The organism is Mucilaginibacter sp. A5337 (assembly GCF_059690695.1).
This window is the reverse complement of sequence record NZ_JCAWEC010000002.1, coordinates 804,590-829,918: the sequence shown is the minus strand read 5'-3', so window position 1 is coordinate 829,918 and position 25,329 is coordinate 804,590. Positions and strand designations below refer to the sequence as shown.

Annotated in this window: 19 protein-coding genes; 7 read left to right on the top strand and 12 right to left on the bottom strand. The window is 43.1% G+C overall.

The window, feature by feature from the left end; translation table 11 throughout:
- Positions 1-67 precede the first annotated feature (67 nt).
- The 6 genes from AC59JO_RS08340 to AC59JO_RS08315 all read right to left on the bottom strand — a co-directional run bounded on the left by AC59JO_RS08340 (position 68) and on the right by AC59JO_RS08315 (position 10,362).
- Positions 68-502: a MarR family winged helix-turn-helix transcriptional regulator gene (locus AC59JO_RS08340; protein WP_497304638.1), complete on the bottom strand. Its 435-nt coding sequence runs from the start codon at positions 500-502 to the stop codon at positions 68-70.
- Positions 503-530: 28 nt separating this feature from the next.
- Positions 531-3,800, bottom strand: coding sequence for an efflux RND transporter permease subunit (locus AC59JO_RS08335; protein WP_497304636.1), 3,270 nt, complete (start codon positions 3,798-3,800; stop codon positions 531-533).
- A 2-nt stretch (positions 3,801-3,802) separates the two neighbouring features.
- Positions 3,803-7,057: an efflux RND transporter permease subunit gene (locus tag AC59JO_RS08330; protein ID WP_497304634.1), complete on the bottom strand. Its 3,255-nt coding sequence runs from the start codon at positions 7,055-7,057 to the stop codon at positions 3,803-3,805.
- Between the two features lie 30 nt (positions 7,058-7,087).
- On the bottom strand, positions 7,088-8,272 hold the full coding sequence (locus tag AC59JO_RS08325; protein WP_497304632.1) for an efflux RND transporter periplasmic adaptor subunit: 1,185 nt from the start codon (positions 8,270-8,272) through the stop codon (positions 7,088-7,090).
- A 21-nt stretch (positions 8,273-8,293) separates the two neighbouring features.
- Positions 8,294-9,679, bottom strand: a complete 1,386-nt coding sequence (locus AC59JO_RS08320) for a TolC family protein (RefSeq protein ID WP_413667927.1) — start codon at positions 9,677-9,679, stop codon at positions 8,294-8,296.
- Positions 9,680-9,975: 296 nt separating this feature from the next.
- Positions 9,976-10,362 (bottom strand): hypothetical protein, encoded by a 387-nt coding sequence (locus AC59JO_RS08315; protein ID WP_413667928.1) that lies wholly within the window; start codon positions 10,360-10,362, stop codon positions 9,976-9,978.
- A 645-nt stretch (positions 10,363-11,007) separates the two neighbouring features.
- On the opposite strand from AC59JO_RS08315, the gene AC59JO_RS08310 reads away from it, so the two are divergent.
- Positions 11,008-12,657, top strand: a complete 1,650-nt coding sequence (locus AC59JO_RS08310) for an RICIN domain-containing protein (protein ID WP_497304629.1) — start codon at positions 11,008-11,010, stop codon at positions 12,655-12,657.
- A gap of 83 nt (positions 12,658-12,740) precedes the next feature.
- Here the strand turns inward: AC59JO_RS08310 and AC59JO_RS08305 are convergent, their stop codons facing one another.
- The 3 genes from AC59JO_RS08305 to AC59JO_RS08295 are packed head-to-tail and all read right to left on the bottom strand — an operon-like array spanning position 12,741 to position 15,997.
- Positions 12,741-14,894: a xanthine dehydrogenase family protein molybdopterin-binding subunit gene (locus tag AC59JO_RS08305; protein WP_413667930.1), complete on the bottom strand. Its 2,154-nt coding sequence runs from the start codon at positions 14,892-14,894 to the stop codon at positions 12,741-12,743.
- A gap of 27 nt (positions 14,895-14,921) precedes the next feature.
- Positions 14,922-15,530: a c-type cytochrome gene (locus tag AC59JO_RS08300; RefSeq protein ID WP_413667931.1), complete on the bottom strand. Its 609-nt coding sequence runs from the start codon at positions 15,528-15,530 to the stop codon at positions 14,922-14,924.
- On the bottom strand, positions 15,527-15,997 hold the full coding sequence (locus AC59JO_RS08295) for a (2Fe-2S)-binding protein (protein ID WP_413667932.1): 471 nt from the start codon (positions 15,995-15,997) through the stop codon (positions 15,527-15,529). Before AC59JO_RS08295 ends, AC59JO_RS08300 begins: the two co-directional genes overlap by 4 nt.
- A 70-nt stretch (positions 15,998-16,067) precedes the next feature.
- Here AC59JO_RS08295 and AC59JO_RS08290 point away from each other — a divergent pair, with 70 nt between their 5' ends.
- The 5 genes from AC59JO_RS08290 to AC59JO_RS08270 all read left to right on the top strand — a co-directional run bounded on the left by AC59JO_RS08290 (position 16,068) and on the right by AC59JO_RS08270 (position 22,176).
- Positions 16,068-16,430 carry a VIT1/CCC1 transporter family protein gene (locus tag AC59JO_RS08290; protein ID WP_413667933.1) on the top strand — a complete coding sequence of 121 codons (363 nt, stop codon included), beginning with the start codon at positions 16,068-16,070 and terminating at the stop codon, positions 16,428-16,430.
- Positions 16,431-16,647: 217 nt separating this feature from the next.
- Positions 16,648-17,406 carry a hypothetical protein gene (locus AC59JO_RS08285; RefSeq protein ID WP_413667934.1) on the top strand — a complete coding sequence of 253 codons (759 nt, stop codon included), beginning with the start codon at positions 16,648-16,650 and terminating at the stop codon, positions 17,404-17,406.
- Positions 17,407-18,153: 747 nt separating this feature from the next.
- Complete coding sequence (locus AC59JO_RS08280) at positions 18,154-19,566, top strand: L,D-transpeptidase scaffold domain-containing protein (protein ID WP_413667935.1); 1,413 nt, start codon at positions 18,154-18,156, stop codon at positions 19,564-19,566.
- Positions 19,567-19,680: 114 nt separating this feature from the next.
- Entirely contained in the window at positions 19,681-20,985 is a 1,305-nt protein-coding gene (locus AC59JO_RS08275; protein WP_497304626.1) for an NRAMP family divalent metal transporter, read from the top strand.
- Positions 20,986-21,123: 138 nt separating this feature from the next.
- Complete coding sequence (locus AC59JO_RS08270) at positions 21,124-22,176, top strand: response regulator (protein WP_413667937.1); 1,053 nt, start codon at positions 21,124-21,126, stop codon at positions 22,174-22,176.
- 62 nt (positions 22,177-22,238) lie between these two features.
- On the opposite strand, the gene AC59JO_RS08265 is transcribed toward AC59JO_RS08270, so the two are convergent.
- Positions 22,239-22,613, bottom strand: coding sequence for a response regulator transcription factor (locus AC59JO_RS08265; RefSeq protein WP_497304624.1), 375 nt, complete (start codon positions 22,611-22,613; stop codon positions 22,239-22,241).
- Between the two features lie 241 nt (positions 22,614-22,854).
- Positions 22,855-23,523, bottom strand: a complete 669-nt coding sequence (locus AC59JO_RS08260) for a BON domain-containing protein (protein ID WP_413667939.1) — start codon at positions 23,521-23,523, stop codon at positions 22,855-22,857.
- 228 nt (positions 23,524-23,751) lie between these two features.
- Here AC59JO_RS08260 and AC59JO_RS08255 point away from each other — a divergent pair, with 228 nt between their 5' ends.
- The gene (locus AC59JO_RS08255; protein ID WP_413667940.1) at positions 23,752-24,264 is read left to right on the top strand and encodes a flavodoxin domain-containing protein; all 513 of its coding nucleotides are present in this window, start codon (positions 23,752-23,754) and stop codon (positions 24,262-24,264) included.
- A 51-nt stretch (positions 24,265-24,315) separates the two neighbouring features.
- On the opposite strand, the gene AC59JO_RS08250 is transcribed toward AC59JO_RS08255, so the two are convergent.
- Entirely contained in the window at positions 24,316-25,329 is a 1,014-nt protein-coding gene (locus AC59JO_RS08250) for a zinc-dependent alcohol dehydrogenase family protein (protein WP_497304621.1), read from the bottom strand.

The following is a 25,329-nucleotide window of genomic DNA, read 5'->3' as shown; positions in this document are numbered from 1 at the left end:
ATTTCTTATCGATACAGGTATTATTAGTTGTATATGACCTGTATCGAAAGGAATTAAAATAAGGTCGTTAATATGACAGCTTATTCACCAAATTATGCTGGATCATTTCTGATACCTCGAAAAAGGTCATCAGTTTCTGCTGTTCTATACCCGCCCCGGCAAGCTCGTTTATTTTTTCAACGCTTAGTTCGATATGTGGTATATAGCTTTTGGCTAAAGGAGAAAGTGATATATAGTGACGACGCCTGTCTTCAGGATTGATATTTATTGATACCAATCCACGTTTTTCCAAATCAAAAACAATTACCGCGGTGCGCGATTTGTCAATCTGAAGAAGTTCCGAAAGCCTGTTTTGTGTAATCTGCTTTTCTTCAACAGCAAGAGTTAATAAAGCTTCAAAGTGATGATCGAGCTCAAAAGGAGACAGCTCATTCAAGATCATTTTTGTGTATAGGTAGTTGATCTTTTTCAATCGTTTTGATATCAATTGTACATTTTTCATATGCTTTTATGATAATTTCCTTCTATTATTAATTCGTTTCGCGTGATGATTCGTGTTCGGCACGTGCTTCCGCGATATCATACTCCAGTTCCGGATCGATATTCTGTGCCTCAATTTTCTTTGCTTTTTCCATCAGTTCTTCATGATGGGCCTGCAAATAAGCCAGTTGTTTTTTTCCGTAGGAGAACCGGGTAAGCAGCACAAAGAGCACAGGCACAACAAAAATGGATATGGTTGATGATGCTATCATACCCCCCAGCACTGTAACTCCAATGGTATTCCTGGATTCGGCACCTGCACCTGTAGCCAATACCAGTGGTAATACCCCTAAAATAAATGCTAAAGATGTCATGATGATAGGCCGCAAACGCAGGCGTACGGCTTCCAGTGTTGATTTGATCAGCTCTTCGCCGCGGTCAACCCTCAGTTTGGCAAACTCTACAATAAGAATGGCATTTTTAGCAGATAAACCAATAAGTGTTATTAAGCCGATTTGTGCGTACACATTGTTGGTTATGGTCGGCGTAACGGATAAAGCAACTATTGCCCCAAATGCACTGACAGGAACTGCAAGCATTACCGAAAAAGGCACAGACCAGCTTTCATACAAAGCTGCAAGAAACAGGAATACAAAAATGATAGAGAACAGGAAGATATATACTGTGATGGAGCCCGCTTTTATCTCCTCATAGCTTAAACCCGAAAACTCATAGGAGTAACCCCGCGGAAGTGTTTTTGCAGCCAGTTGCTTTAATGCTTCAATGGTTTGGCCGCTGCTATATCCCGGCGGAATAGCGCCATCAACCTCTGCGGAACGGAAAATGTTAAAGTGGGTGATGAGCGGAGCGGCTACAATTGGCTTGTAACTGATCACTGTACTCAGCGGCAGCATTTGACCCGCCGAATTGTGTACATAATATTTATTGATATCAGACACAAGCGCCCGGTAGGAGGTATCTGCCTGAACCACCACGTGATACGTACGATTATACAGCGTAAAATTATTTACAAACAAGCTGCCCATATAAGCCTGCATAGTTGAAAATACGTCTGAGATATTGATACCCAGTTTTTCGCATTTCTCCCTGTCTACATTTAATTCGTAGCTTGGTGTATGTGCCGAAAAATAACTATATGCTCCCGCTGTTGCAGGTACTTTTTTTGCTGCTGCGACAAATTTTTTGACAGTCTTCTCAAATGCATAAATATCGTCGGTAGAATTTCCCTGTTCTATTTGCATACTAAAGCCCGCTGCCTGGCCTATGCCGCGGATTGGTGGAGGTTGAGCAACAACCACGTTGGCATTTTTGATACCGGCCTTCGCAATACGCTTTTTAATTACGTTAATTAAACCTTGTATCCGGGTATCAGGAGTGGTGCGGTCATCCCAGGGAGTGAGCATACAAAACATGGAGCCATTGTTTGAGTTGGCCCCGCCGTTAAGAATATTGAACCCGGAAATGGCAGTATAATGCAGTATTCCCGGAGTTGATGCCACAATTTTCATCAGTCTGGTCATCACATTAACCGATTGAATTGTTGATGATGCTTCCGGCAGTTGGTAAGTTATGTATAACCTGCCGCCATCTTCAGAAGGTACAAAACCAGAAGGCTTTAGCTTAAACAAAATATAAGTGCCGGCACAAATACATACCAAAACAATGATAACATAGCGAGCCCCCTGTATACATTTTTTTACGCTGTTAGCGTAGCTGAAGGACATTTTTTCAAACATCCGGTTGAAGGCAATAAAAAAACGATCGAGCCAGTTTAGTTTGGCACCGGCTGCCTTGGCTGGGCGCAACAATAGCGTACATAATGCCGGGGTTAATGAAAGCGCAACAAAGGCCGACAGCATAACCGATATAGCGATGGTAATAGCAAATTGCTGATACAAACGCCCAACAATTCCCGGAATAAAGCCAACCGGCACAAACACTGATGCAAGGATAAGCGCAATGGCTATTACCGGTGCCGAGATCTCCTTCATGGCATGATAAGTAGCCTCTTTGGGGGACATACCTTTTTCATCTATATAATGTTGTACAGCTTCAACCACTATAATGGCATCATCAACCACTATACCTATAGCCAGCACAAAGCCAAACATGGTTAGCGTGTTTATGGTAAATCCAAGCGGTATAAAAAAGCAAAAGGTGGCTAATATAGATACCGGGATAGCCATAATAGGAATGAGTGTTGATCGCCAGTTTTGCAGGAACAGCAACACAACTATAGCCACCAGCCCCAGTGCCTTAAGCAATGTGCCCACTACTTCCTGCATCGAAACTTTAATGATGGTTATGGATTCAAATGGCACTACATAATCCACATCGCTTGGAAAGGATTTTTTGAGTTTGGCTAAAGCAGCATACACATTTTCGGCTGTTTGCAGCGCGTTGCTCCCGGGCGATTGGTATACCTGGATGGTTGAGGCCCGGTTACCGTCAATAAAGGCATTGCTTGAGAAGGTAAACTTACCCAGTTCAACCCTGGCAACATCTTTCAACCGCACAAGCTGACCCGTACCGGGGATGGTTTTGATAATGATATTTTCGTACTCCGTAGCTTTGTTAAGCATGCCATTAACCAAAATCCCGGTTTCATAAACCTGCGATGACGGTTGAGGAGGCGCACCTACAGCACCCGCTGCTACATACATGTTTTGTGAAGACAGAGAACTGGTAACTTCGGCCGGAGTAAGGTTATACGATGCCATTTTATTGGGATTAAGCCATATGCGCATACTGAAGTTATCGGTACGTGCAGTCACATCACCAACACCAGGCACGCGTAATATGGCATCCTGAATGAATGTATTGGTATAGTTGTCTAAAAAGGTGATGTTATGGGTATGCTTTGGCGAGTAAATGCCTATCATCATTAACTGATCGGGATTACTGGCGCGTACAGTTAAGCCTAACTTACTCACAACCGATGGCAATAACGGCGAAGCAATCCCCACGCGGTTTTGGACATTAAGTGCTGCTATGTGCACGTTAGTGCCAATTTTAAAAGTAACCCTGATACCCATGCCGCCGCTGTTGGTGCTGGTACTGGTCATGTATTCCATACCCGGCGTACCGTTTACCTGTTCCTCAATAGGAGTGGCAACTGTTTGTTCAACAGTTTGCGCATCAGCACCGGTGTAAGATCCGTTGACGGAAACGCTCGGTGGTGAAATGTTCGGGTATTGGTCAACCGCCAGGTTAAACAGGCATATTAAGCCCGAAATCATCAATACTACGGATATAACGATTGCGGTGACCGGTCTTTTTATAAATGTGTTTGCGATCATCGTTATTCAGTTTTATGTAATTCGCGGGATTTCGCAATCTCGTATTCCAATTCAGGGTCGATGTTTTGAGCTTCGACCTTTTTAGCCTTTTCTCTAAGGTTTTCGCGGTGCGCCTGCAGGTATTCCAGCTTTTCTTTGCCATATGAAACACGGGTTATCACTACAAACAGCACAGGTACAATAAATATGGCTATTGTTGATGCAGCAAGCATGCCGCCAAGTACGGTATAACCAATGGTTTGCCTGGCTACAGCTCCTGCGCCCGTAGCTAATACCAATGGCAATACGCCTAAAATAAATGCCAGCGATGTCATGACAATAGGCCTTAAACGGAGGCTTACGGCTTCAAGGGTAGATTTGATGAGCTCTTCTCCCTGGTCAACCCGTACTTTTGCAAACTCCACAATAAGGATGGCATTTTTTGCTGCAAGGCCAATCAACGTTATCAAACCTATCTGGGCATAAACGTTATTGGTTAAACCCGGAACCATTACCAAAGCAAGGATAGCTCCTAAAGCTCCTACAGGTACAGCCAGCAATACGGAAAAGGGAACAGACCAACTTTCATACAGCGCGGCCAAAAAGAGAAACACGAACGTAAGAGAAAATATAAAGATGTAAATAGTGGTTGAACCTGCTTTTACTTCTTCGTAACTCAAACCGGACAACTCAAACTCGTACCCTTCGGGTAAAACCCGTTTGGCCAGTTTCTGCATTTCGGTTATAGCTGCGCCGCTGCTGTAACCTTCGTTGGTTGAGCCATCAATTTCGGCCGAACGGAAAATATTAAAATGTGAGATCAGCGGCGGGGCATCTACCGGCTTGTAGCTAATAACCGTTCCAAGTGGCACCATGCCACCGGCCTGGTTACGCACATAATATTTATCCATGTTGGATACCAGCTTGCGATAAGCTGTATCGGCCTGTACTACTACGTGAAAAGTGCGGTTATAGGTGGTGAAATCATTGATATACAAGCTTCCCATATACGCCTGTATAGTGGTAAAAACATCTGCTACATTTACCCCGAGTTTTTCGCACTTCTCCCTGTCAACCGTTAAGCTGTAATTGGGTGTATGCGAAGTATAAAAAGTGAAAGCCTTTTTAATAACCGGATTTTTATTGGCTTCGGTTACAAAGTTGTTCACCACTTTTTCAAATGCCTGCAAATTATCAGTTGTGCTTCGCTGCTCTATCTGTATACTAAAACCAACTGTTGTACCAATGCCGGGCAGGGGCGAAGGCTGGATCACTTCCACATTGGCATCATTTATACCGGCGTCGGCAATGCGCTTTTGCAGTACGCCTATAATTCCGGGCACCTGTTCGCTTGATTTACTCCTGTCATCCCAGGGGGCAAGCTGGCAATAAATGGTGCCGTTGTTTGAGTTACTGGCATTGGTGACAACGTTAAGGCCCGACAATGCGGCGTAATGCGCAACGCCGGGAGTGGAGCCGATCACCTTCATTAATTTCGACATCACTTCAACCGACCGGGCGGTTGATGACGCCGGAGGCAACTGAAAAGTGACGTACAGATTTCCATCATCTTCTGACGGTATAAACCCTGATGGTTTGCCCTGGAAAAGGAAGTACGATCCCGCACAAATACATATTAATATGATGATCACCGGGCGTGAAGCCTTAATGCTTTTTTGCACGCCAAGGGTATATCGGTTGGTTATTCGTTCAAATGCATTGTTAAACACAAAAAACCACTTATTGATACCCTTAGCCTCCTTATTAATTGGCGAGGGTTTAAGCAACAACGTACAAAGCGCCGGTGTTAACGACAAGGCTATAAAAGCCGATATGATAACAGATATGGCTATGGTGATAGCGAATTGCTGATAAAGACTGCCCACAATACCGGGTATAAAGCCTACCGGCACAAATACGGCAGCCAATATAAGCGCAATGGCAATAACCGGGGCCGAAATATCCTTCATGGCCGTATACGTAGCTTCTTTAGCCGACATGTGGTCATGATCGATATAATGCTGCACGGCCTCAACCACAATAATGGCGTCATCAACCACAATACCAATGGCTAATACAAAACCGAACATGGTTAAAGTATTGATAGTGAAGCCAAGCGGGATAAAAAAGCAAAATGTACCGAAAATAGATACTGGTATAGCCAATACCGGAATGAGCGTTGAACGCCAGTTTTGTAAAAACACAAATACAACCACGGCAACCAGCGCTAATGTTTTTAAGAGTGTGCCTATTACATCGCTCATGGATACCTTTACCACCGTAACGGATTCAAAAGGTACCTGGTACTGTACATCGGCCGGGAAGTTCTGTTTCAGCTTGGCGAGGGCGGCGTATACGCCATTCGCAGTTTCAAGGGCATTGCTACCGGGTGCCTGGTATATTTGCAGGTAAGATGCTTTATGGCCATCAACAAAAGAATTACTCGAGAAGGTGAATTTACCCAGTTCAACCCGGGCCACATCCTTAAGATAAACCATTTGTCCGGTTGCCGGGATGGTTTTAACAATGATCTTTTCAAATTCAGATACTTTGCTTAACCTGCCGTTTACCAGGATACCCAGTTCGTAGGTTTGGGTTGAGGCTTGCGGAGGCACACCCGCTGTTCCGGCGGCTACCTGTACGTTTTGTGCATTAAGGGCAGCAATTACATCAGAAGGGGTTAAGCTGTATGAAGCCATTTTTTCCGGGTTCATCCAGATCCTCATGCTAAAATCGTCGGTAAAGCGGTTGATGCTTCCAACACCCGGCACACGCAGCAAGGCATCCTGTATAAAAATGTTGGTGTAATTATCTAAAAAAGTGATGTTATGCGTGCCTTTGGGAGCATATATGGCTACCATCATCAACATACTTGGGTTAACTGCACGTACAGTGAGCCCAAGCCTGCTTACCACGGCAGGCAACAGCGGCGTAGCTATGCTAACCCGGTTCTGAACATCAAGGGCAGCAACGTCAATATCGGTTCCGGGCTTAAACGTTACATTCAAAGTCATCTGCCCGTTATTGGTACTGTTACTTTGCATATACTCCATTCCCGGAGTACCGTTTACCTGTTCCTCAATAGGGGTAGCAACAGTTTGTTCAACGGTTTGAGCGTCGGCCCCCGTAAATTGGCCGTTAACCTGTACAATGGGTGGCGTAATATCGGGGTATTGATCTATAGGTAACAGCAATATGGATACCGTACCCGTAATAACCAATACAATAGATATCACGATTGCCGTTACAGGTCTTTTTATAAAGGTATTAGCTATCATAAATTTTTTCCTGAATAAATTAAGCGTGTTTTATCGGCCTCCTTTACCACCTACAGAGGGAGCAGCCTTGTTGGCCGTTGTTATCGGCACGCCATTGCGCAGCAGTTGCACTCCATCAACAACAATGCGGTCGCCGGCTGCAATACCACTTTTGATGATCATGCCGGCTCCAATGGTTTGCCCCGGCTGTACCTTTTTTTGCACGGCAAAAAGCCTGGATATTTTATTTTTAGCAGAATCGGCCCCGGCTTTTGGGTTGTTAACCAAACTATCCTTGGCGGTAAATACAAAGTATTCGCCCATTTGCTCAACTACAGCTTTGCCCGGCACCACCAGCTGAGGGCCTGCTTCCTGGTTATGTACCCGTACAACACAGCTCATACCAACCCTTAACATGCGCTTTGGGTTAGCAAATACAAGCCTGATAGTAACCGACCCGGTTTGCGGGTTAACTGCACGGTCGATAACCGAAATTTTACCGTTTACAGGATATAGTGAATTATCAGACAATAAGAGCGTAAAAAGCGAATCTACAGCCTGAGTTTTACTTTGTTGCAGGCGCTCAAATTGGGGCAGTTGCTTTTCATTTATTACAAAATCAACCGCCATTGGGTCATCGGTTGATATAGTGTTTAATACGGTTGAGCCAACGTTTACTACATCACCCAGTTTAACCTGGCTAAAACCTATGGTGCCGCTAAATGGTGCATAAACCGTAGCATAGTTTAGGTTGGTTTTTGCAGTTTTTACGGCCTGCCCTGATGCGCTTAACTGATTCTGTGCATTTTGCAGCGCAATAACTGCATGGTCATAAAGCTGTTTGGCAACTGCGTTGTATTTGTTGAGATACTCGTACCGGTCGGCATCTTGTTGCGCCTGGGTAAGACTGCCTTCGGCGACCTTGCGATTGGCTACCGCCGCATCATAATTATCCTGGTATATACGCCTGTCTATTTCAAAAAGCTTTTGTCCTTTTTCCACATGCCTCCCCTCGGTAAAAAATATACCGGTTATAGCTCCCTGCACCTGTGGAAGCAGGTTAACCTGGCTTAAAGCAGCAGTAGTAGAAGGATATTGATCATAGTAAAGCACATTTTTGGCTTTGATCTTTAACAAATTAACCGGTATTTCCGGGTCGACAGGTGGCTGTTTTTGTTTGCATGCACCCAGGATAAGTACGGTTATGAAGCTGATTATTAATGATAATTTATTCATGGAGGTTTATTTTCTTTTGCATTAATAAGTAATGTCACCCATTGCCTTTTGCAGGTCTATCTTGCTTGACAGCAGCTGGAACAACGAGTTTGTATAGTTTATTTCTGCGGTAATGAGATTTGATTCGGCTGTTATTACATTGAGGTAGGCTACAACGCCTTGCTTATATTGCAGGTTTACAACAAAGTACACCCGCTTTGCCATGCCTACATTTTTTTGCTGCTCCTGGAAACTGTACAGGTTGCTTTTATAGTTGGCCATACTGGTGGCATATTCTTTATAAATCCCAAGTTTTAAGTTCGTCTCGTCCCAGTTGATGAGCTGTTCCTGCAGGTGCGACTTGTGTATATTATGCATACGGGCAAATCCGGTGAAAATGGGAATGCTGAGAGACAAGCCGACTGAAGAGCTTGGGTATGAGCCCGACAGCAGATCTGAGAAGCGGTTATTCGCAAACTGAAGCCCATAATTAAAAAAACCGGACACCGTAGGCAAAAAGGCGTATTTATAATAGTTGGTGAGTTGCGCCTGTAAATCTTTACGTGTTTGAATCTGCTTATATTCTATCCTGTTTTCATATTGAAGTCTCTTGCCGGTATCAATGCGGATATCGTTCATCATCTGCACGGTATCTATACTCACGTTAAACTGTTTTTCGGGTTCGTATCCCATCAATTGCTTCAAAGCGGCGTACTGCGGGGCAAGGTTTTCCTTAGCTTGTTTTAATTGCGTTTTTGAGTTACTAAGGGTTATGGTTGCCTGCAGATAATCTGTTTCATCTGCAATACCACCTTTATATTGATGATAGGCATCGCGCAAACTTTTACCGAGCCTTGTAGTATCTTCTTTTAGTACATTGATTTGCTGCAGGGTGAGCAATACATTATAAAAAGCTTTACTGACCGAGCTTACGAGATAAATTTTAGTACTGTCTGTAACTTGCTTTGCCTGCTTAACGAGTAAAGGTGCGCTCTTAGCAGCGTATAACAATCCCGGGCTTACGATAGATTGTGTTACGGACAGTTCGGGGATGAATGTATTGGCATAGTTGCTGCGTACGCCCGTAATGCTACCGGCTCCTGTTGTTGCGCCGCTGCCGGCATTGGTTGAAATGTTATTGTTAGTTTGCTGTATGTAATGGACAAGGTTACCACTTGCATTGACCTGTGGCAGCCACGCCGCCAAATTAACAGCGTTTGAGGTGCGCGCTATATCTGCATTAATAAACGATTGGTTTAATGCAGGTTGATGAATTAAGGCATAATCGATACACTGCCTTAACGTAAGATACTCGCCGGAGCCCTGTATAACGGGCATCACAGGAAAACCTGCCTTCCCGGTATCCGGAACCTGATCAGGTGCAGGGAACTGCGTTTTATTATTTTGCGCGGATGCGCTTAACGACATAAGGCATAAGATAGCAGCAACCAAAAAACAGGGTCGTGCTAAGTTTATGCTGAAAAACATGATTTTCATTATTAACCGATAATTATTAAAAATTGACTTTAAATCAGGCGGGTACATGTATTAAGCGTAAGCTATTGAAACAGAAGCGCAGCTATTTGTAGCACCTCATTTACAAGCTTTGCTTATATGCATTACACTGATTAAAATGTTGTTGACACGCGAGGAAAATCGCGTAATAAGATCATGACCAAACTTATTTCAGTTAAAAAAATCAGCGGCCACGGGGAGGGTAGCAATCAGATCCTTAACCGGCGAAGTTGAAGATAAGTACCGGAATAGGAGATATTCCCTGGAGATGAATAGATGTAGTGTTTTTTCTTTAATAAGAATAAAGCGAAGGCACTGAATATAAATGCCAGCAGGGGAGTAAAGGCTGTTAATTTGGGGACAATGACTTTGCGTTTACTTTCAACAACCGAACGAATGCCATGGTGTGCCGACGAAGTGCCGTTACTTTGACTCCTGTTTTTATGAATAAATTCGCTATTGGCTAAGGCTTTGAGTTTTAAAGCCTCCTTATTAAGGTTAGGTAAAAAAAAGATATGCGTTAATGTAATAAATAAATATGCCGCTATAGCAAGCACATTTATAAACTGATCAACGATACTTTTAAACCGGTTCACCTGATTGAATTTTAACGCGATTATACTACAATACAGTAGCTATTAATGTTTTGTAACTATTTGAGTACAAATACCGGAGCTACCATTCTCCATGCAAAAGAAATACTTCTATATACCTTTCTAACACATGCAAATAAACGTTCTTAACGTGGTAAATGCATTTTAAAGGCTATAAAACGGCCGTTTTTAAGCGGCTGCGGCCGTTAGCTTTCCTTTACCCCCGCAATAATAGTAAGATTTATTACTTGCTGTTGTAAAAATTGCTTTACCAATTGAGTATCTCCCCGAAATACTATTGTCTCTATATATGATAATACCCTGTTTGTCAGTAGTATTATTTTTTTGTTCTCGCAGATTAATTACCATTTATAAATCTAACCTCGCTGGTTATCAAATATTGTTTGGCCAACATTGAAGTTGTCTGTCTTCATAAAACAGGCAGGGGAAAGTTGCACCCCTGAAAATGCACTATCATCAAATATGTTTTATTTATCTGTTCTGTAAAAAATAAGTTTGGGGCGATTAAATATTTTATCCCAAACATTTGATTTTTTAGGATTAACAGGAGTGTTTTTAACCAATAGCAAACCCTTCTGATAAATAGCGTGGAGGCTAACAGCCTGCCATTACATAACAATTTTAACTATGAGAAAGAACTTATTGATACTAATCACCTGCTGTATCATTGCAGCAACTGGTTGTAAAAAAACAATTTCGCCCGAAAGTATCGCCAGTGAAGCCAATCACTCTGGGGGCAGTAAACTTAAAACAAATGCTACGTTCAGTTTCATCCATCCGGGTATGCTGCATACTTCTGCCGATCTGATCCGGATGCAAACACAGGTAAATGCCAATGCCTCGCCATGGGTTGACAGTTACAACATCCTCACTGCCAATTCTTATGCGCAACTTAGTTATACTATGGCCGGCCCGAATGATACACTCACGCGAACGAGTACCGGAGGCAACTATGTACACATTATGCGCGATGCCGCCGCTGCCTATCAGGATGCCTTGCGGTGGTACATTTCGGGCAATAATGCCTATGCCGATAAAGCTGTGAGCATTCTTAATGCCTGGGCAACAACCTGTAAGGCCATAGGCGGAGATTCCAACTATGCATTAGCTTCCGGTTTGTATGGATACCAGCTTGCAAATGCCGCCGAAATCCTTCGATCGTACAGTGGCTGGTCGGCTACCGACTTCAGCAATTTCAAAACATTTATGTTAAATGTTTTTTATCCGGCAGCCAATGGTTTCCTGACTAATCATAACGGTACCTGCGATACGCATTATTGGGCAAACTGGGACCTTTGCAACATGGCTACTATTTTATCTATCGGCATTTTATGCGACGATCAGGCTAAATTTAACCAGGCTATAACTTATTTTAAGAGCGGCATCGGTAATGGCAACATCGACAGAGCTGTATTCTATGTTCACCCCGGAAACCTTGGGCAAAATCAGGAAGCTGGTCGCGACCAGGGGCACGCAACACTGGATATATCACTGGTAGGCGCATTTTGCCAGATGGCTTTTAACCAGGGGCAGGATTTATTTGCCTACGAAAGCAATAAGGTATTGGCATTAGCCGAATACACCGCCAAGTATAACCTGAATATGACGGTGCCTTATAACACCTACAACAATTGCGACAACGTGAACCAAACCGTTATTTCAGATGCTTCGCGCGGTACAGTCCGCCCATGCTGGGAATTGATCTATAATCACTACCAAAACGTGATGGGCATTACAGCAACTTATAGCAGCCAGTTTGCTACCCAGGTGAGACCTGAAGGCGGCGGCGGAAACTATGGTTCAAGCAGTGGCGGCTTTGATCAGCTGGGGTTTGGTACGCTTACCTGTACCGTTGGTACGCAGCCGATTGCTAATGGTACTTACCATTTGGTTAACCGGGCTACGGGCAAATACCTCGATAATATAAGTGCAACCACAGATGGCGCTAACGTTGGACAATGGAGCTCGAGCACAAGCAATAATCAAAAATGGACATTAACCTATACCGGAGGTTATTATAAGCTGATTTGTGTATCAAGTGGAAAGGCGTTGGATAGTGATAACCATACGGACGATGCTTCAACAGTTGTACAGTGGACAAGCGGTGGCAGCACCAATCAGCAATGGACAATTGTGCCAATTGGTTCGTACTATAAAATTGTGAACAGAACTAACGGCAAATGCCTGGATACCGGCGGCGGAACAACCAACGGCAGCCCTATGGAATTTTATGGTAACAATAGCAGTTTAAACCAGCAATGGAGTATTGTGCCTTGATACTCATAGCTTGATATAGTAAAAAGGCGGCTATCTGTACTTATCGGATAGCCGCCTTTTTAAAACGGTTTGCTCTGAGTCGATTAAACCTCGCTCAATTTAAATGGCAGTTTCCTGATCCTTTTACCTGTTAAATCAAATATGGCATCAGTGAGTGCAGGGGCAAAAGGCGGTAAGCCGGGTTCGCCCACACCTCCGGCATCTGCGGTATTTTCCATAATGTGTACTTCAACAGGAGGGACGTCACTCATTCGAGGCATCAGGTAATCGTAAAAATTATGCTGCTCCACCAGTCCATCTTTGAATGTAATTTCATGGATAGTAGCTGCGCCCAATGCCATAACAACAGATCCCTCAACCTGAGCTTTAATAATATCCGGATTCACGTACCAGCCGCAATCCATAACTGCCCATACTTTGTCAATCTTCACTTTTCCATCTGTGTGCCTGGAAACTTTTACAATTTGGCCTACGGTAGTTTCAAAACATTCGGTTATTGCCACGCCAAAGCCTTCATTCTTTTTCCTCGATTTCCAGCCCGAAACTTCTTCCATTCTGTCAATCAGGCGCTGACAACGTTCATCTTTTAAATATTTCCTTCTAAAGTCAAGCTGATCTTGTCCTGCCAAAGCAGCCATTTCATTGATAAAACTCTCATATCCGAAACCGTTTGTAGAGGCATAAACCGAACGCCACCACATATTAGGCAAAGGCATTTCATAGGGAACATCGGCGAAGCTGATATTCTTAATACTGTCAAAGTAAGGTTTCAAAAAACCTTCTGTTGTACTATTATTGGCTTTTCCTCTCTTATCAGTATTCCAGTGATCGATGTTCTGACCGGCCATTTTGAATTTCAATGCACTGATTTCACCATTTTCAATGGCACCCTGGCCTCTGTAGGAAATTCCGGCACGATATGGACCTTGCTTTACATCATCCTCTCTTGACCAAATAACCTGAACCGGTCCGCCTATTTCTTTCGAAATGGCTACGGCCTCATGAGTATAATCCAAAAAAGCCTTTCGACCGAAGCCTCCGCCTAAAAAAGTCATATTAACGATCACTTTTTCTTTAGGCATCTTAAATTTATTGCTGATATCACCCTGCACCCAATCCGGAGCCTGTATAGGGCCCCAAATTTCTATCTTGTCATTTTGGTAATATGCCACGCAGTTTAACGGCTCCATTGCTGCATGCGCCTGGTAAGGTGTTTGATAGATCACGTCAATTTTATTGGCCGATTTGGCCAAAATATCATCCGGATCACCTTGTTTTTTGAATGAAAGGCCTTCTTCTTTTTGAAGTAGTTCCTCGTGCTGTTTGTATATATCGGCGGTGTTTACATGCTCAAAGCCGCTTTCATCCCAGTCAACCTTTAGCGCTTTCCTACCTTGCATAGCCGCCCAGGTTGAATTGGCAATAACTACCACGCCATCACGGGTAGTATTAAAAACCATCATTTGTATCTTAAATACATTTTTCACCCCCGGAACTTTCAAAGCCGCGGAGGCATCAAAACTTTTAAGCTTACCGCGCAGCCTAGGATTGCGCTCTACAGATGCATAAAGCATTCCCGGCAGCTTCTTATCCAGCCCGAAGATGGCCTCACCATTGGTTTTCATTGGCGTATCCAGCCTTTGAAGAGGCTTACGAATCAGTTTATATTGAGATGTTTCCTTCAACTTAACATCTGCAGGAGGCGTGAGTTTAGATGCATCAACAACCAGTTCTCCGTAATTTAATTTTTTTCCGGACGGCCTATGGATAACGTGGCCAGATTCTGCGTAGCACTCGCCAGCAGGGACATTCCATTTGTTCGCCGCCGCGGTGATCAGCATCTCACGCGCTGTTGCACTTAATTTGAGTAGTTTTTTGTAAGATCCCCTAATGGTTGAGCTGCCCCCTGTAATCTGGCTGCCAAATTTATCAGGATTACCTTGCGCAAAAACTACACTGATATCCTTCAGGTCAACTTCCAGCTCCTCTGCAATAATTTGCGGTACGGACTGAAAAGATCCCTGGCCCATTTCTGCGCGATGATCTGTGAGCGTTACCTTGCCATTAGTATCGATATGCATCCAGGCATTAAAATCAAAGCCATGCTCAGCGCCGTTTGCCGATATTAGCTGCTCTTTTTTTGCATTGGCGGGGAAATAAAAGCCTAAACAAAGTGCGGTGCTGGCAAGACCAGACACGCGGAGAAAATTTCTTCTTGATATCGCATTAGTTTCCATAATGGTTGCTCTTATCGTTTAAATCATTCATTTTGCCTTTGCCGAAGGTGCATACGCTCCTTTAGCTATCCACAAACGTACCTGTGCAACAAAGGCTGTCCGACTCATAGGAGGTAACGTTCTTCCATCGCCCGGATGCCATGCCCAGCCTACAAGGTCATCTTTGGCCATATGATCAATCAGTTGTTGTTTGGTGCGGCCACCGTTTTGTTTAGGATCAAGGAGCTGCAAAGCCAGCTGGCGTGGGGTGCGTCCTTGAAAAACCATTCGCATATTAGCAGGAGGCAAACCCCATTTTGGATTTCCGGGTGGCATATGTAAACCAGCCGTGTTCTCCGCCTGATGACAGTTACTGCAGCGAACAGCATAAATGCCGTGCCCGTCGGCACCCCGCTTAACATTCATCGTATGTAAATGGCTATCATCGCCCTGTAAAGGCACATCGCCAGAGGGATGACAATTCATACACCTTGCACTCATCAATACTTTATATACCGACATAAATGCTTTGGTTGAGCCAACGCTGTCTTTTGCTAAGAGGGGGGAATTATTAACTTTTACAGGTTCCGTTCTGAACGATAGCAGTAGTGCCCCTCCAACGATAAGTATGGTGCTTATGATCAGCAGCTTCTTCATAATTTGGCTCCTTCCGTTTGCATGGCTGCAACTTTGTGAATGGCAGCCCGGATGCGCTGATATGTACCACAGCGACAGATGTTACCCGACATAGCATCATCAATATCCTGATCGGTTGGGTTGGGATTTTCGCGTAACAATACGGCTGCAGACATCAGTTGTCCCGACTGGCAATAGCCACACTGCGGGACATTCATTTCGTTCCAGGCCAATTGTAGCGGATGATTATTATGGAGAGAAAGCCCTTCGATTGTTACTATTTTTTGCCCGGCGGCACGGCTTAGCTTCGTAACGCATGATCGTACTGCTTCGCCATTCAAATGTACTGTACATGCCCCACATTGTGCTGCGCCGCAGCCAAATTTAGTACCTGTTAGGCCCAGGATGTCCCGAATAACCCAAAGTAAAGGCATGTTAGGGTCAGCATCGACATCGTGACGTTGCCCGTTTACCGTAATGTTGATCATAAACCAGTGATTAGTTAAATAAAATTAGGAAAAAATCAGAAATCAAAACAATAGTATTGTACTTTTCCGGGTGAGGAGGAACTTATTGTTTGGGGCAGCCATTTCGACGATTGTTGTTGAATTTATGATGCGTTATGAACTGGGCCTGGAAGAACCTGATGCAAACCGCGCTACCCAAAGCGCCATCACCATAGGCATTTCCTATATCGTAGGTGGCATCATCCCGCTTTCACCCTATTTTATTATTCATGAGGCACAAGAGGCACTTTATTACTCATGTGGGGTAACGATAATTTGCTTGTTTATTTTTGGCTATTTTAAAAGTAAAATGACCGGCCAGCATGCGTTAAGCGGGGCATTAAAAGTAGTAATTATTGGGGCTCTTGCCGCAGGGGCCGCATTCATTATGGCAAAGCTGATCACCGGAAAATAATGTTTATTTACCGTTACCGCCGTTTATCATGTCTGAAACTATGCCTCTGTCATCTCTTCTTTCGGCAAAAATACGGCAGGCTTAATTTGTCGTTGCTTTTTAAACCTGTCGCCGTTTGTCACATTTTTTATACAAAGGGTCAACTACAGTTTTGCTTCAGATTACCGTAATAGCTTGGCACGAATACTATTTGTATCCGTTTTAAAGCTTTATATCGATGAAATACGTTTACTTACTGATCCTTACATTTTGCGCCCTCAACCTAAAAGCACAGGATAATTATGAAATTCAGGTTTATGGTTCAGAGACCGTTGAAAAAAGCAAAACCATGGTTGAGCTTCACAGTAATTATACGATAAGCGGCAGTACAACAGTAAGTAACGGCGAGCTTCCCACAAATCATGTTGAACATGAAACCATTGAGATTACTCATGGCTGGACAACATGGTTTGAAACCGGGTTCTACATTTTTAATTCAGTAGGTGATGGCGGCCGCACCGCTTATGTAGGCTCTCATATAAGACCCAGGGTTGCTGCACCGGAAAGCTGGAATTGGCCGGTAGGGGTAAGCATTTCAACCGAGTTCGGTTTTCAAAAAGCTGCATTTTCTGCCAATACATCCACATTGGAGATCAGGCCGATCATTGATAAAAAATGGAATAAACTTTATATATCCGTTAACCCAACGCTCGAAAAAAGCTTTAAAGGCCCCGATCAGAATAGGGGTTTTACGTTTTCACCTAACGTTAAAGGGAGTTATGATGTAACAAAAGTTGTTGCACTTGGCCTGGAATATTATGGCAGTACAGGCCCATTTTTTCATTATGACCCAATTAAGCTGCAAGACCATCAATTGTTTGTTGCAACCGACTTGAACGTTGATCCTAAATGGGAGTTTAATGGCGGTGTAGGGTACGGTTTTACGTCAAATTCAGACAGGGCTATTTTGAAGATCATTGTAGGTCGCCGGTTTTAGGTCACGCATAATTAATCCGGAGGTTTGCGCCTGGATTTACTACAATGGCCGGAGGGGGATTTGATTTAGGGAAGCAGCAAATCATGGCTTTAAAGACGTTTGCGTAAATCGATGGTTGTAATATCCAGTTACCTGTAGAGCAGAAATCCAATCCCTGCTGTGGGTTAAAAACAAAAAACGCCGTAAATAATTTTACAGCGCTTTTTGATCCTAATTGATATCTGGCGGAGAGTTAGGGTTCAGTAAGCAGTTTAATGTCCGCTATAAATCAATGCTTTGTGCTTTTATTCAGTTAGGGGTCACCTGATAGATCACCCTTAAATAATCAAATCGCTTGTGCTTATTTAACAAAGATATAACTATTTTAAATGTAAATATTCACAACTTCAAGATGAAGGAATTGACAGACGCACTAGTCTAAAAGATCTGTCGGAAACCGTACCGGTTCGATTCCGGTTTGGAAAGATTTGATACTCCAAAAAAAGCTATTTCTAAGAGCTGATTACCAATAGGACAAACTTTGCTTATCCGCGCTTTGAAAAGTGTCAGAAATGACTATCATTTCTGACTTTCAACTGCTGATATCTTCCACATAGTTTCAATAACCGAGTTTTCCGGGTGACCGATATCATTAAGTTATTTGACGGAGGTCATTCTTTTTGGTAAATGTTATTCAAAACTTTACTTAAAAAATTGATGATCATTTGTCTCTTCGAAAATGGCACCGGTATCATAAAATGATTAAAAATGAAAAAGTTGATTTTGGTGATGTTTATAGTCGAATTATTCTTTTCGATAGATGGATTTGCCCAGGACAATAATCCGGCGCTAGTCAGTGCCGTCCGTCATCAACTGAATTCACCAGCTTTACTGCAGGTATTACATTACCCGCAAACCGCAACCCGTTTTTACAGGCAAAATAACTATCGCGCGGTATGGATAAACCCCGAATCTCATTCAAATACCGGAAATGCTATGTTGCTTATAGATTGTGTAATGCAGTACGGATTATCGCATAACGATTTTCATCCCAAGGACCTTCAATTCGACGTACTTCGTGATATTTTAGATAATCCCAATACAGTGGGTGACTCGTTGAAGGCAAAATTTGATGTTTTGCTCACGGATGCGATAATCACCATGATGAATCATTTGCATTACGGAAAACTAAATCCAGATTACGGATCTGCACGTATCGATTATGGGATGGACATTCCGTTTGCAGCGGAAACCAAGCTAAAAAACGTTATAGATTCGCCCGATTTCAAAGATGCGATTCTTAGTGTTCAGCCACGTGCTAAAATCTACGTTGTTTTGCGGGAAATGCTGTATGTAATCAGGGGGCAGGCGCCTGACGATTGTTACGGAGAACCTGGCAGCGATGTTATGAAAATAGCCGCCAATATGGAACGGATCAGATGGGCGGAGATTGATGACAAGCAAGAGTTTATCCAGATCAATGTGCCAACTTATACGTTAAAATTGCATTTGCCGGATACTACAATGCTCTTTAAAGTAATTGTAGGAGCACCGGAAACACCAAGCCCGACGTTGCAAAGTCAGGTGACTTATTTGACTACATATCCGAATTGGCTTATCCCTAACCAGATATTTACCCATCATATATTACAAAATGCCCTTGCAGATAGCCTGTTTCTTGTGCGCAACCAAATAAGCATCTACAATATGGACGGGGAACTAACAGATATCACAAATGCCCAATTGAAACTGATATTAAAATCACCTGGCGGATATTATGCCAAACAAGCGCCGGGGTGCGATAAAACGCTTGGGGCGATGGTGTTTCATTTTCAAAATAGCTACAATATTTATTTAAATCAAACGGATGATCCAAAACTGTTTATATTGGATAAGCGCGATGTAAGTAATGGTTGCATTTGGATAGATAAGGCGGCTGAACTTGGTGCGTTGCTGCTTAAATATGACGGTTTGGGACAAGCTGCTCAAATGTACAGGAGTTTGAAAAAAGCAAAGACTCAAAATTTTATTCTTAATAAGTCGGTTCCTTTAAAAATTACTTATTTAACGTGTGAAGTGAGAAACGGCGAGTTGATACGGTTTGAAGATATCTATAATTTGGATGAAAGCCTTGAAATGGCCATCTATGGTAAAAATACACATAACATAAGTGTGAAATAAACATCGGTTTGCTAACCTTAACATTTAACCATTTGGTATTTTAAAGTTCCGGGTTTCATTTTCCCCTGAAGAGGTTGCTTAACATAGATCAAATTATTCTGACATTTTGCGATAATGAAAAGTAACCAGCAGCTAATTAAAAATCGAAAAAATGGGGTGGTGAAGTTTTTTTCAGTATTGGGTCCGGGCCTTACAACCGGCGCTGCTGATGACGATCCCTCTGGTATAGCCACTTATTCGCAAACCGGTGCACAGTTTGGTTATAATCAATTGTGGACAGCTCTTTATATGTTGCCTTTTATGATCGCCGTGCAAGAAGCTTGCGCAAGCATCGGGATGGTTACCGGTAAGGGTATATCGGCTGTAATAAAGGAACATTATAGCAAAGGTGTTTTGTACACGGTTGCAGGGCTGGTATTAATAGCAAATACCATTAATATCGGCGCCGACATAGGAGCCATGGCCGCTGCCGCGCAATTATTGGTTCCAACATCTTTTGTTACCTTGACGTTGTTTTTTACGCTATTAATCCTTATTCTTGAAGTTTTTACTTCTTATCGGTCATATGCCAGGATTTTAAAATGGCTGGCGATAACCTTGCTTGCATATCCCATAACTTTATTTATTGTGCGGCAACCCTGGCTCACTATACTGAAAGCATCAGTATTACCTCATTTTGAAATAAATTTTAGCTTCCTGTTTATTATTACAGGGGTGTTGGGAACTACTATTTCTCCATATATGTTTTTTTGGGAGGCATCACAGGAAGTAGAGGAACAAAAGGAATGGGAACGGCTTTCACATCATAAACCAAAAGTAAGCCGGGGGCAAATTAAGCGGATGCATATCGACAATACTTTCGGAATGTTGTTTTCAGAATTTACCACCTGGAGTATTATTGTAGTTTCTGCTACGGTTTTACACAACAGCGGTGTAACAGACATCAGGAGCGCTTCCGATGCCGCAAAAGCGATCGAACCATTGGTACATACCTTTCCGAACGCCGGTTTTTTAGCAAAATTAATTTTTTCAATTGGTATCATTGGCCTCGGCTTGCTGGCGGTTCCCGTGCTTTCTGGTTCAGTAGGATATGCTACTTGTGAAGCGTTCAATTGGAAATCGGGACTTAATTTGAAGTTAAAAAGGGCCCCGGCATTTTATGCTGTTATTTGTATCTCCACTTTAATTGGATTACTTATCAATTATAGCGGGGTAGATCCTGTTAAAGCACTTGTTTATGCTGCAGTGTTAAACGGAATTGCTGCGGTGCCTTTACTTTTTTTAATAATCCGGATCACTTCTAACAGAAATATCATGGGGGAATTCAAAAGTAAACTATTTTCTAAAATACTGCTTTGGTTCACTTTCGTCACTATGGGGGCGTCTGCGATAGCGTTATTTTATACAGTTTACGTATAAACCAGATCCTTTCGCAACAGCTATAATCATTGACTTCCTTTTTTATATTAAATAAACACGCTTTTATTGCTGATAAGCCAAATGATTTTGACACCTCAATTAAATGATTTAAATTAGGCTATGTCCAGTACCTGATTTATGAGTATTCCAATCTTAATAATAGAAGATACCGCCGACATTCGGGAGGGTGTAGTTGAAATACTCGAACTGGCCGGTTATACCGTTTATGCTGCAGAGAACGGAAAGGTAGGCGTTGAACTTGCTAAAACCCATTTGCCGCATATAATTCTTTGTGACATTATGATGCCGGAGCTCGACGGGTATGGTGTGCTGTATATGCTCAATAAATTGCCGGAAACGGCTAACATACCATTCATTTTTCTTACAGCCAAGGCGGATCGGGTTGATTTACGCAAGGCGATGGAAATGGGAGCTGATGACTATCTCACCAAGCCTTTTGATGATGTGGAACTGTTTGCAGCCATTGAGAGCAGATTGAAAAAGCAGGAACAGCAAAAGAAATTTTATAGCGGGAGCCTTGATCAGCTAAGCTGTGTTGTTTCCCGGAATGAAGGTTTAGCCGAACTGCAAAAGATCATTAAAGAACGCAAGGTTCGTTCATTCAAAAAAAATCAGGTTATATATTATGAAGGAGATAAAGGGAACGGCTTGTATGTTGTATTGAATGGGAAAATTAAAACCAGCAAGCTTTCTTCAGACGGGCGGGAATTGATAACAGATTTGCATACGGCAGGCCAATATCTGGGTGTCAGGGCTCTCCTGGCCGATGATGTATATTCGGAAACTGCCAGCGCGGTTGAAGATAGTCAGTTATGCCTCATTCCCAAGGAGCGGTTGGATGAAATGCTTAATTTATATCCCGATATAACAAGTGAGTTTATTAAACTGATGGCGGGCCAAATACGGGAGAATGAAGATCGTTTGCTGCAATTGGCTTATGATTCTGTTAGAAAGAAAATGGCAGATGCCATTTTAAGGCTTTACAAGCAAACCAACGCTGGAGACGGAAGTATTCGTATTTCCAGAGAGGATTTGGCCGCATTTGCAGGTATGGCTACAGAAACCGTTAGCCGCACATTGTCAGATTTCCGCAGCGAAGGATTGATCGAAAAAAATGGCAGTATAATCAGAGTGATTGATTTGCAGCGGTTAAGTAAAATGAAGAATTAATCCTTTTTGAAAAACCGACAAATATGTTAAAATTATGACGGAGGAAGTTTAGCGTGTGTTTTTTATTCCCCAGCCGATCGCAGGCATTGCTCAAGCGTTTGCAGTAATTCTTCCGGGCTAAAAGGCTTGCAAACGTACCCTTTTGCTCCTAAATGCATCCCCGATTCCATTTCTTTTTTCTCGGCATTTGCCGTAAGAAAAATAAAAGGAATCGTTGCTGTAACAGGGAGCGATTTTAGTGAACTAAACACTTCATAGCCATTGGCCACGGGCATCATGATATCACAGAGGATAACATCCGGCAACCAGTCTCTCGCTAACTGCAAACCAGTTTTTCCATCCCCAGCCGTCAGTACCTCGTAACCTTCCAGTTCCAATAACTCACTTGTATTTTCCCGGATATCCTGATTATCTTCAATTACCAAGACTTTTTTCATAGCGCCTCATCTTGTGGTCTTAGTGCCGCAAACAGAGTTTCAATAATAAAGATATAAAAGATTTCTTAAATACTCCTGTGAGTTGTGAGCTGGTATCAGCTGAGCTGCCTCGTTATTGGAAACGCCATTTTTAATAATCCTAAATAGTTATAATCATAATGTGAAGAGGATATAGCTGTGCCAAACTGACAACCCTATTCAATTAAATTAAGCGCTGCCATAAAGCGACAGCGCCTTCCTGTTAAAAAGCAAATTCAGCTTCTCCGATATCCAGTTTGTTTTTTACATGGAATATGCCGGGCGCGGCCCATGCTGCATTCTCGGCGTCGTCTTTCTCCGCAAGGGAGCGTACCCTGCCGGTCAGCGTTACGGTGTTTCCATCGATCTCCGCATGAACCTTCGCTGCATCTATACCGGCGCTTCTGTGAAAAGCCGCGCTAATTTTTTGCTCCAGTTCGTAAGGAGATAGCCTGGGTTTCAGCGCAATCCGGTTGATTACCGATTTTATACCCGTGAGGTTTTGAATAGCTGTTACTGCGCCGGCGCGCTGATATTCCCATTCCAATTCGCCCTCAAGTGTGACAACGCCGCTTTCTACCTTGATTTTGATCTTATCGTTGGGGATCGCTGAATGCCATTGCAGGGTGTTTAATATTGCCTCGGCGATTTCAGTATCGGTTCTGCGGTAGATTGGGGAAATCCCTATTTGGATGTCTTCGGCTACAGCCTTTACGCCGGCCACCTTTTTTACTGCCTTTTCCGCATCAACCTTTTTAGAAAATGTGTCTACGGTACCCGACAGCGTAACAATGCCGTTTTTAACGGCAACTCCAATTGTGGATGAGTTTAGGAATGGTTGCCATTTAAGTTCATCCATCACGTCTTTCTGAATTTCATGGTCTGTTTTCATAATTAATTATTAAATAATAGAGTTGTGTTAATTGATATTCAAATGACCTCATTTTCAGTAGAAAACAACATGACGGTGGACAGTACCCCGGATGATTGTTGTCACGATAATAACCCATACAAAAAAGGTAGGGAACAGCGATAGTTTGGACCATTTTCGAACATGACCCAGGTCATTTTTGTATTGGTATTTGCCAGGTAACTTGCCCGTACAAAATCGACAATTGCCATGAAAGGAATCATCATTTACGGGAGTAAATACGGCGCGACTAAACAATATGCGCATTGGCTGGCCAATATCTTGCAAATGCCGGTATCAAAAGCCGAGAGTGTAACTCCCGACTTGCTGGCTCTTTATGATATGATTGTAATTGGTAGCCCAGTTTATATTGGCAAGTTAGTGCTGCGTGATTGGCTGAGGAAAAATATCAATAGTCTAAAACACAAAAAGCTTTTTATATTCATCGTTAGTAGCACCAATGGTGAGGATATTGCCCAGCGCCAGACGCTGATAAAAAACAACCTCGACCACAACATCAGCAAAGTAGCCAAAATCTTTTTCCTCTCAGGAAGATGCGTTGTCGCTAAACTTTCGTGGAAAGACCGGTTATTATTAAAGATGGGCGCGTGGCTGGAAAAGGATCCGGAGAAAAAATTAGTTATGAAAAAGGGATTTAACTATATAGACCGCCACCACCTTGATGATATCATTGCGCAAATTCAGCGTTTAGCTGACGATTAGCGCGAGCTTTTTTGTGCAGATGTCAAACAGTTCAGAATAGCAGCTTTTAGATCAGGCTTCATCCATAACCAGCACTGCGGCGCCGCTGATTTTCCCTGATCTTAACATCGAGATTGCTTCATTAGCTTCGGCCAGTTTGAATACCTGGGTTTGCGTATGTACCGCAACATCTTTTAATACCGAAAAGAAGTTCAAACCATCCTGATGGGTTAAATTGGCGACTGATTTTACCGAGCGTTCGCCCCAAAGCAAATCGTATGAAAAGGCCGGGATATCGGTCATGTGAATGCCCCCGCAAATCACCTGCCCGCCTTTGCCCACCTCTTTTAAAGCTTTCGGAATTAATTCGCCGGCGGATGCAAAAATAATAGCGGCATCAAGTAACTCAGGAGCTGTTTCTGAACTGCCGCCTGACCAATATGCGCCCATTGTTTTTGCAAACTGTTTTGCCTGGTGGTCATTGTCGCGAACGAACGCGAACACTTTCTTATTTTGGGCTATAGCTATCTGGATAAGGATATGAGCCGCTGCCCCGAAGCCATACATGCCTATATTTTGGGCTGATGCCGTAATCATCTGATAAGAACGAAAACCTATAAGGCCGGCACAAAGCAAAGGGGCTGAAGATGGGCTGCGATACGGCTCATCTAATACAAAACAAAAGCGGGAATCTGCCACTGTATACTCGGCATAGCCCCCATCTATGGTATAGCCGGTAAATAACGGGGTATCGCAAAGGTTTTCCATTCCTTGCAGGCAAAACTTACAATGCCCGCAGGTACTCCCCAGCCACGGTATACCTACAAGCTGGCCAGCAACTGGTTCTTTGACCGCCTTTCCGGTTTCGATTACTGTTCCTAAGATCTCGTGCCCGGGGATTAGCGGAAGTTTGGGTTTATTAAGTTCGCCATCCATTATATGCAGGTCGGTACGGCAAATGCCGCAAGCCAATACTTTAACAAGCACCTGGTTATCAGAAGGCCGGGGGATCGGCAGCTTTTTGCAGATGAGCGGGTTGCCGGCTTTTTCCAGCACCATGGCGCGCATCGTATCGGGGTATATCAT

Excerpts from the sequence above, each read along its gene's own strand:
- AC59JO_RS08340 (WP_497304638.1), bottom strand. The coding sequence starts at position 502 with ATGAAAAATGTACAATTGATATCAAAACGATTGAAAAAGATCAACTAC.
- AC59JO_RS08300 (WP_413667931.1), bottom strand. The coding sequence starts at position 15,530 with ATGAAGAAGCTGCTGATCATAAGCACCATACTTATCGTTGGAGGGGCA.
- AC59JO_RS08250 (WP_497304621.1), bottom strand. The coding sequence starts at position 25,329 with ATGATATACCCCGATACGATGCGCGCCATGGTGCTGGAAAAAGCCGGC.
- AC59JO_RS08325 (WP_497304632.1), bottom strand. The coding sequence starts at position 8,272 with ATGAATAAATTATCATTAATAATCAGCTTCATAACCGTACTTATCCTG.
- AC59JO_RS08285 (WP_413667934.1), top strand. The coding sequence starts at position 16,648 with ATGAAATACGTTTACTTACTGATCCTTACATTTTGCGCCCTCAACCTA.
- AC59JO_RS08265 (WP_497304624.1), bottom strand. The coding sequence starts at position 22,613 with ATGAAAAAAGTCTTGGTAATTGAAGATAATCAGGATATCCGGGAAAAT.
- AC59JO_RS08280 (WP_413667935.1), top strand. The coding sequence starts at position 18,154 with ATGAAAAAGTTGATTTTGGTGATGTTTATAGTCGAATTATTCTTTTCG.
- AC59JO_RS08335 (WP_497304636.1), bottom strand. The coding sequence starts at position 3,800 with ATGATCGCAAACACATTTATAAAAAGACCGGTCACCGCAATCGTTATA.
- AC59JO_RS08310 (WP_497304629.1), top strand. The coding sequence starts at position 11,008 with ATGAGAAAGAACTTATTGATACTAATCACCTGCTGTATCATTGCAGCA.
- AC59JO_RS08270 (WP_413667937.1), top strand. The coding sequence starts at position 21,124 with ATGAGTATTCCAATCTTAATAATAGAAGATACCGCCGACATTCGGGAG.
- AC59JO_RS08275 (WP_497304626.1), top strand. The coding sequence starts at position 19,681 with ATGAAAAGTAACCAGCAGCTAATTAAAAATCGAAAAAATGGGGTGGTG.
- AC59JO_RS08255 (WP_413667940.1), top strand. The coding sequence starts at position 23,752 with ATGAAAGGAATCATCATTTACGGGAGTAAATACGGCGCGACTAAACAA.
- AC59JO_RS08260 (WP_413667939.1), bottom strand. The coding sequence starts at position 23,523 with ATGAAAACAGACCATGAAATTCAGAAAGACGTGATGGATGAACTTAAA.
- AC59JO_RS08330 (WP_497304634.1), bottom strand. The coding sequence starts at position 7,057 with ATGATAGCTAATACCTTTATAAAAAGACCTGTAACGGCAATCGTGATA.
- AC59JO_RS08320 (WP_413667927.1), bottom strand. The coding sequence starts at position 9,679 with ATGTCGTTAAGCGCATCCGCGCAAAATAATAAAACGCAGTTCCCTGCA.
- AC59JO_RS08305 (WP_413667930.1), bottom strand. The coding sequence starts at position 14,894 with ATGGAAACTAATGCGATATCAAGAAGAAATTTTCTCCGCGTGTCTGGT.
- AC59JO_RS08295 (WP_413667932.1), bottom strand. The coding sequence starts at position 15,997 with ATGATCAACATTACGGTAAACGGGCAACGTCACGATGTCGATGCTGAC.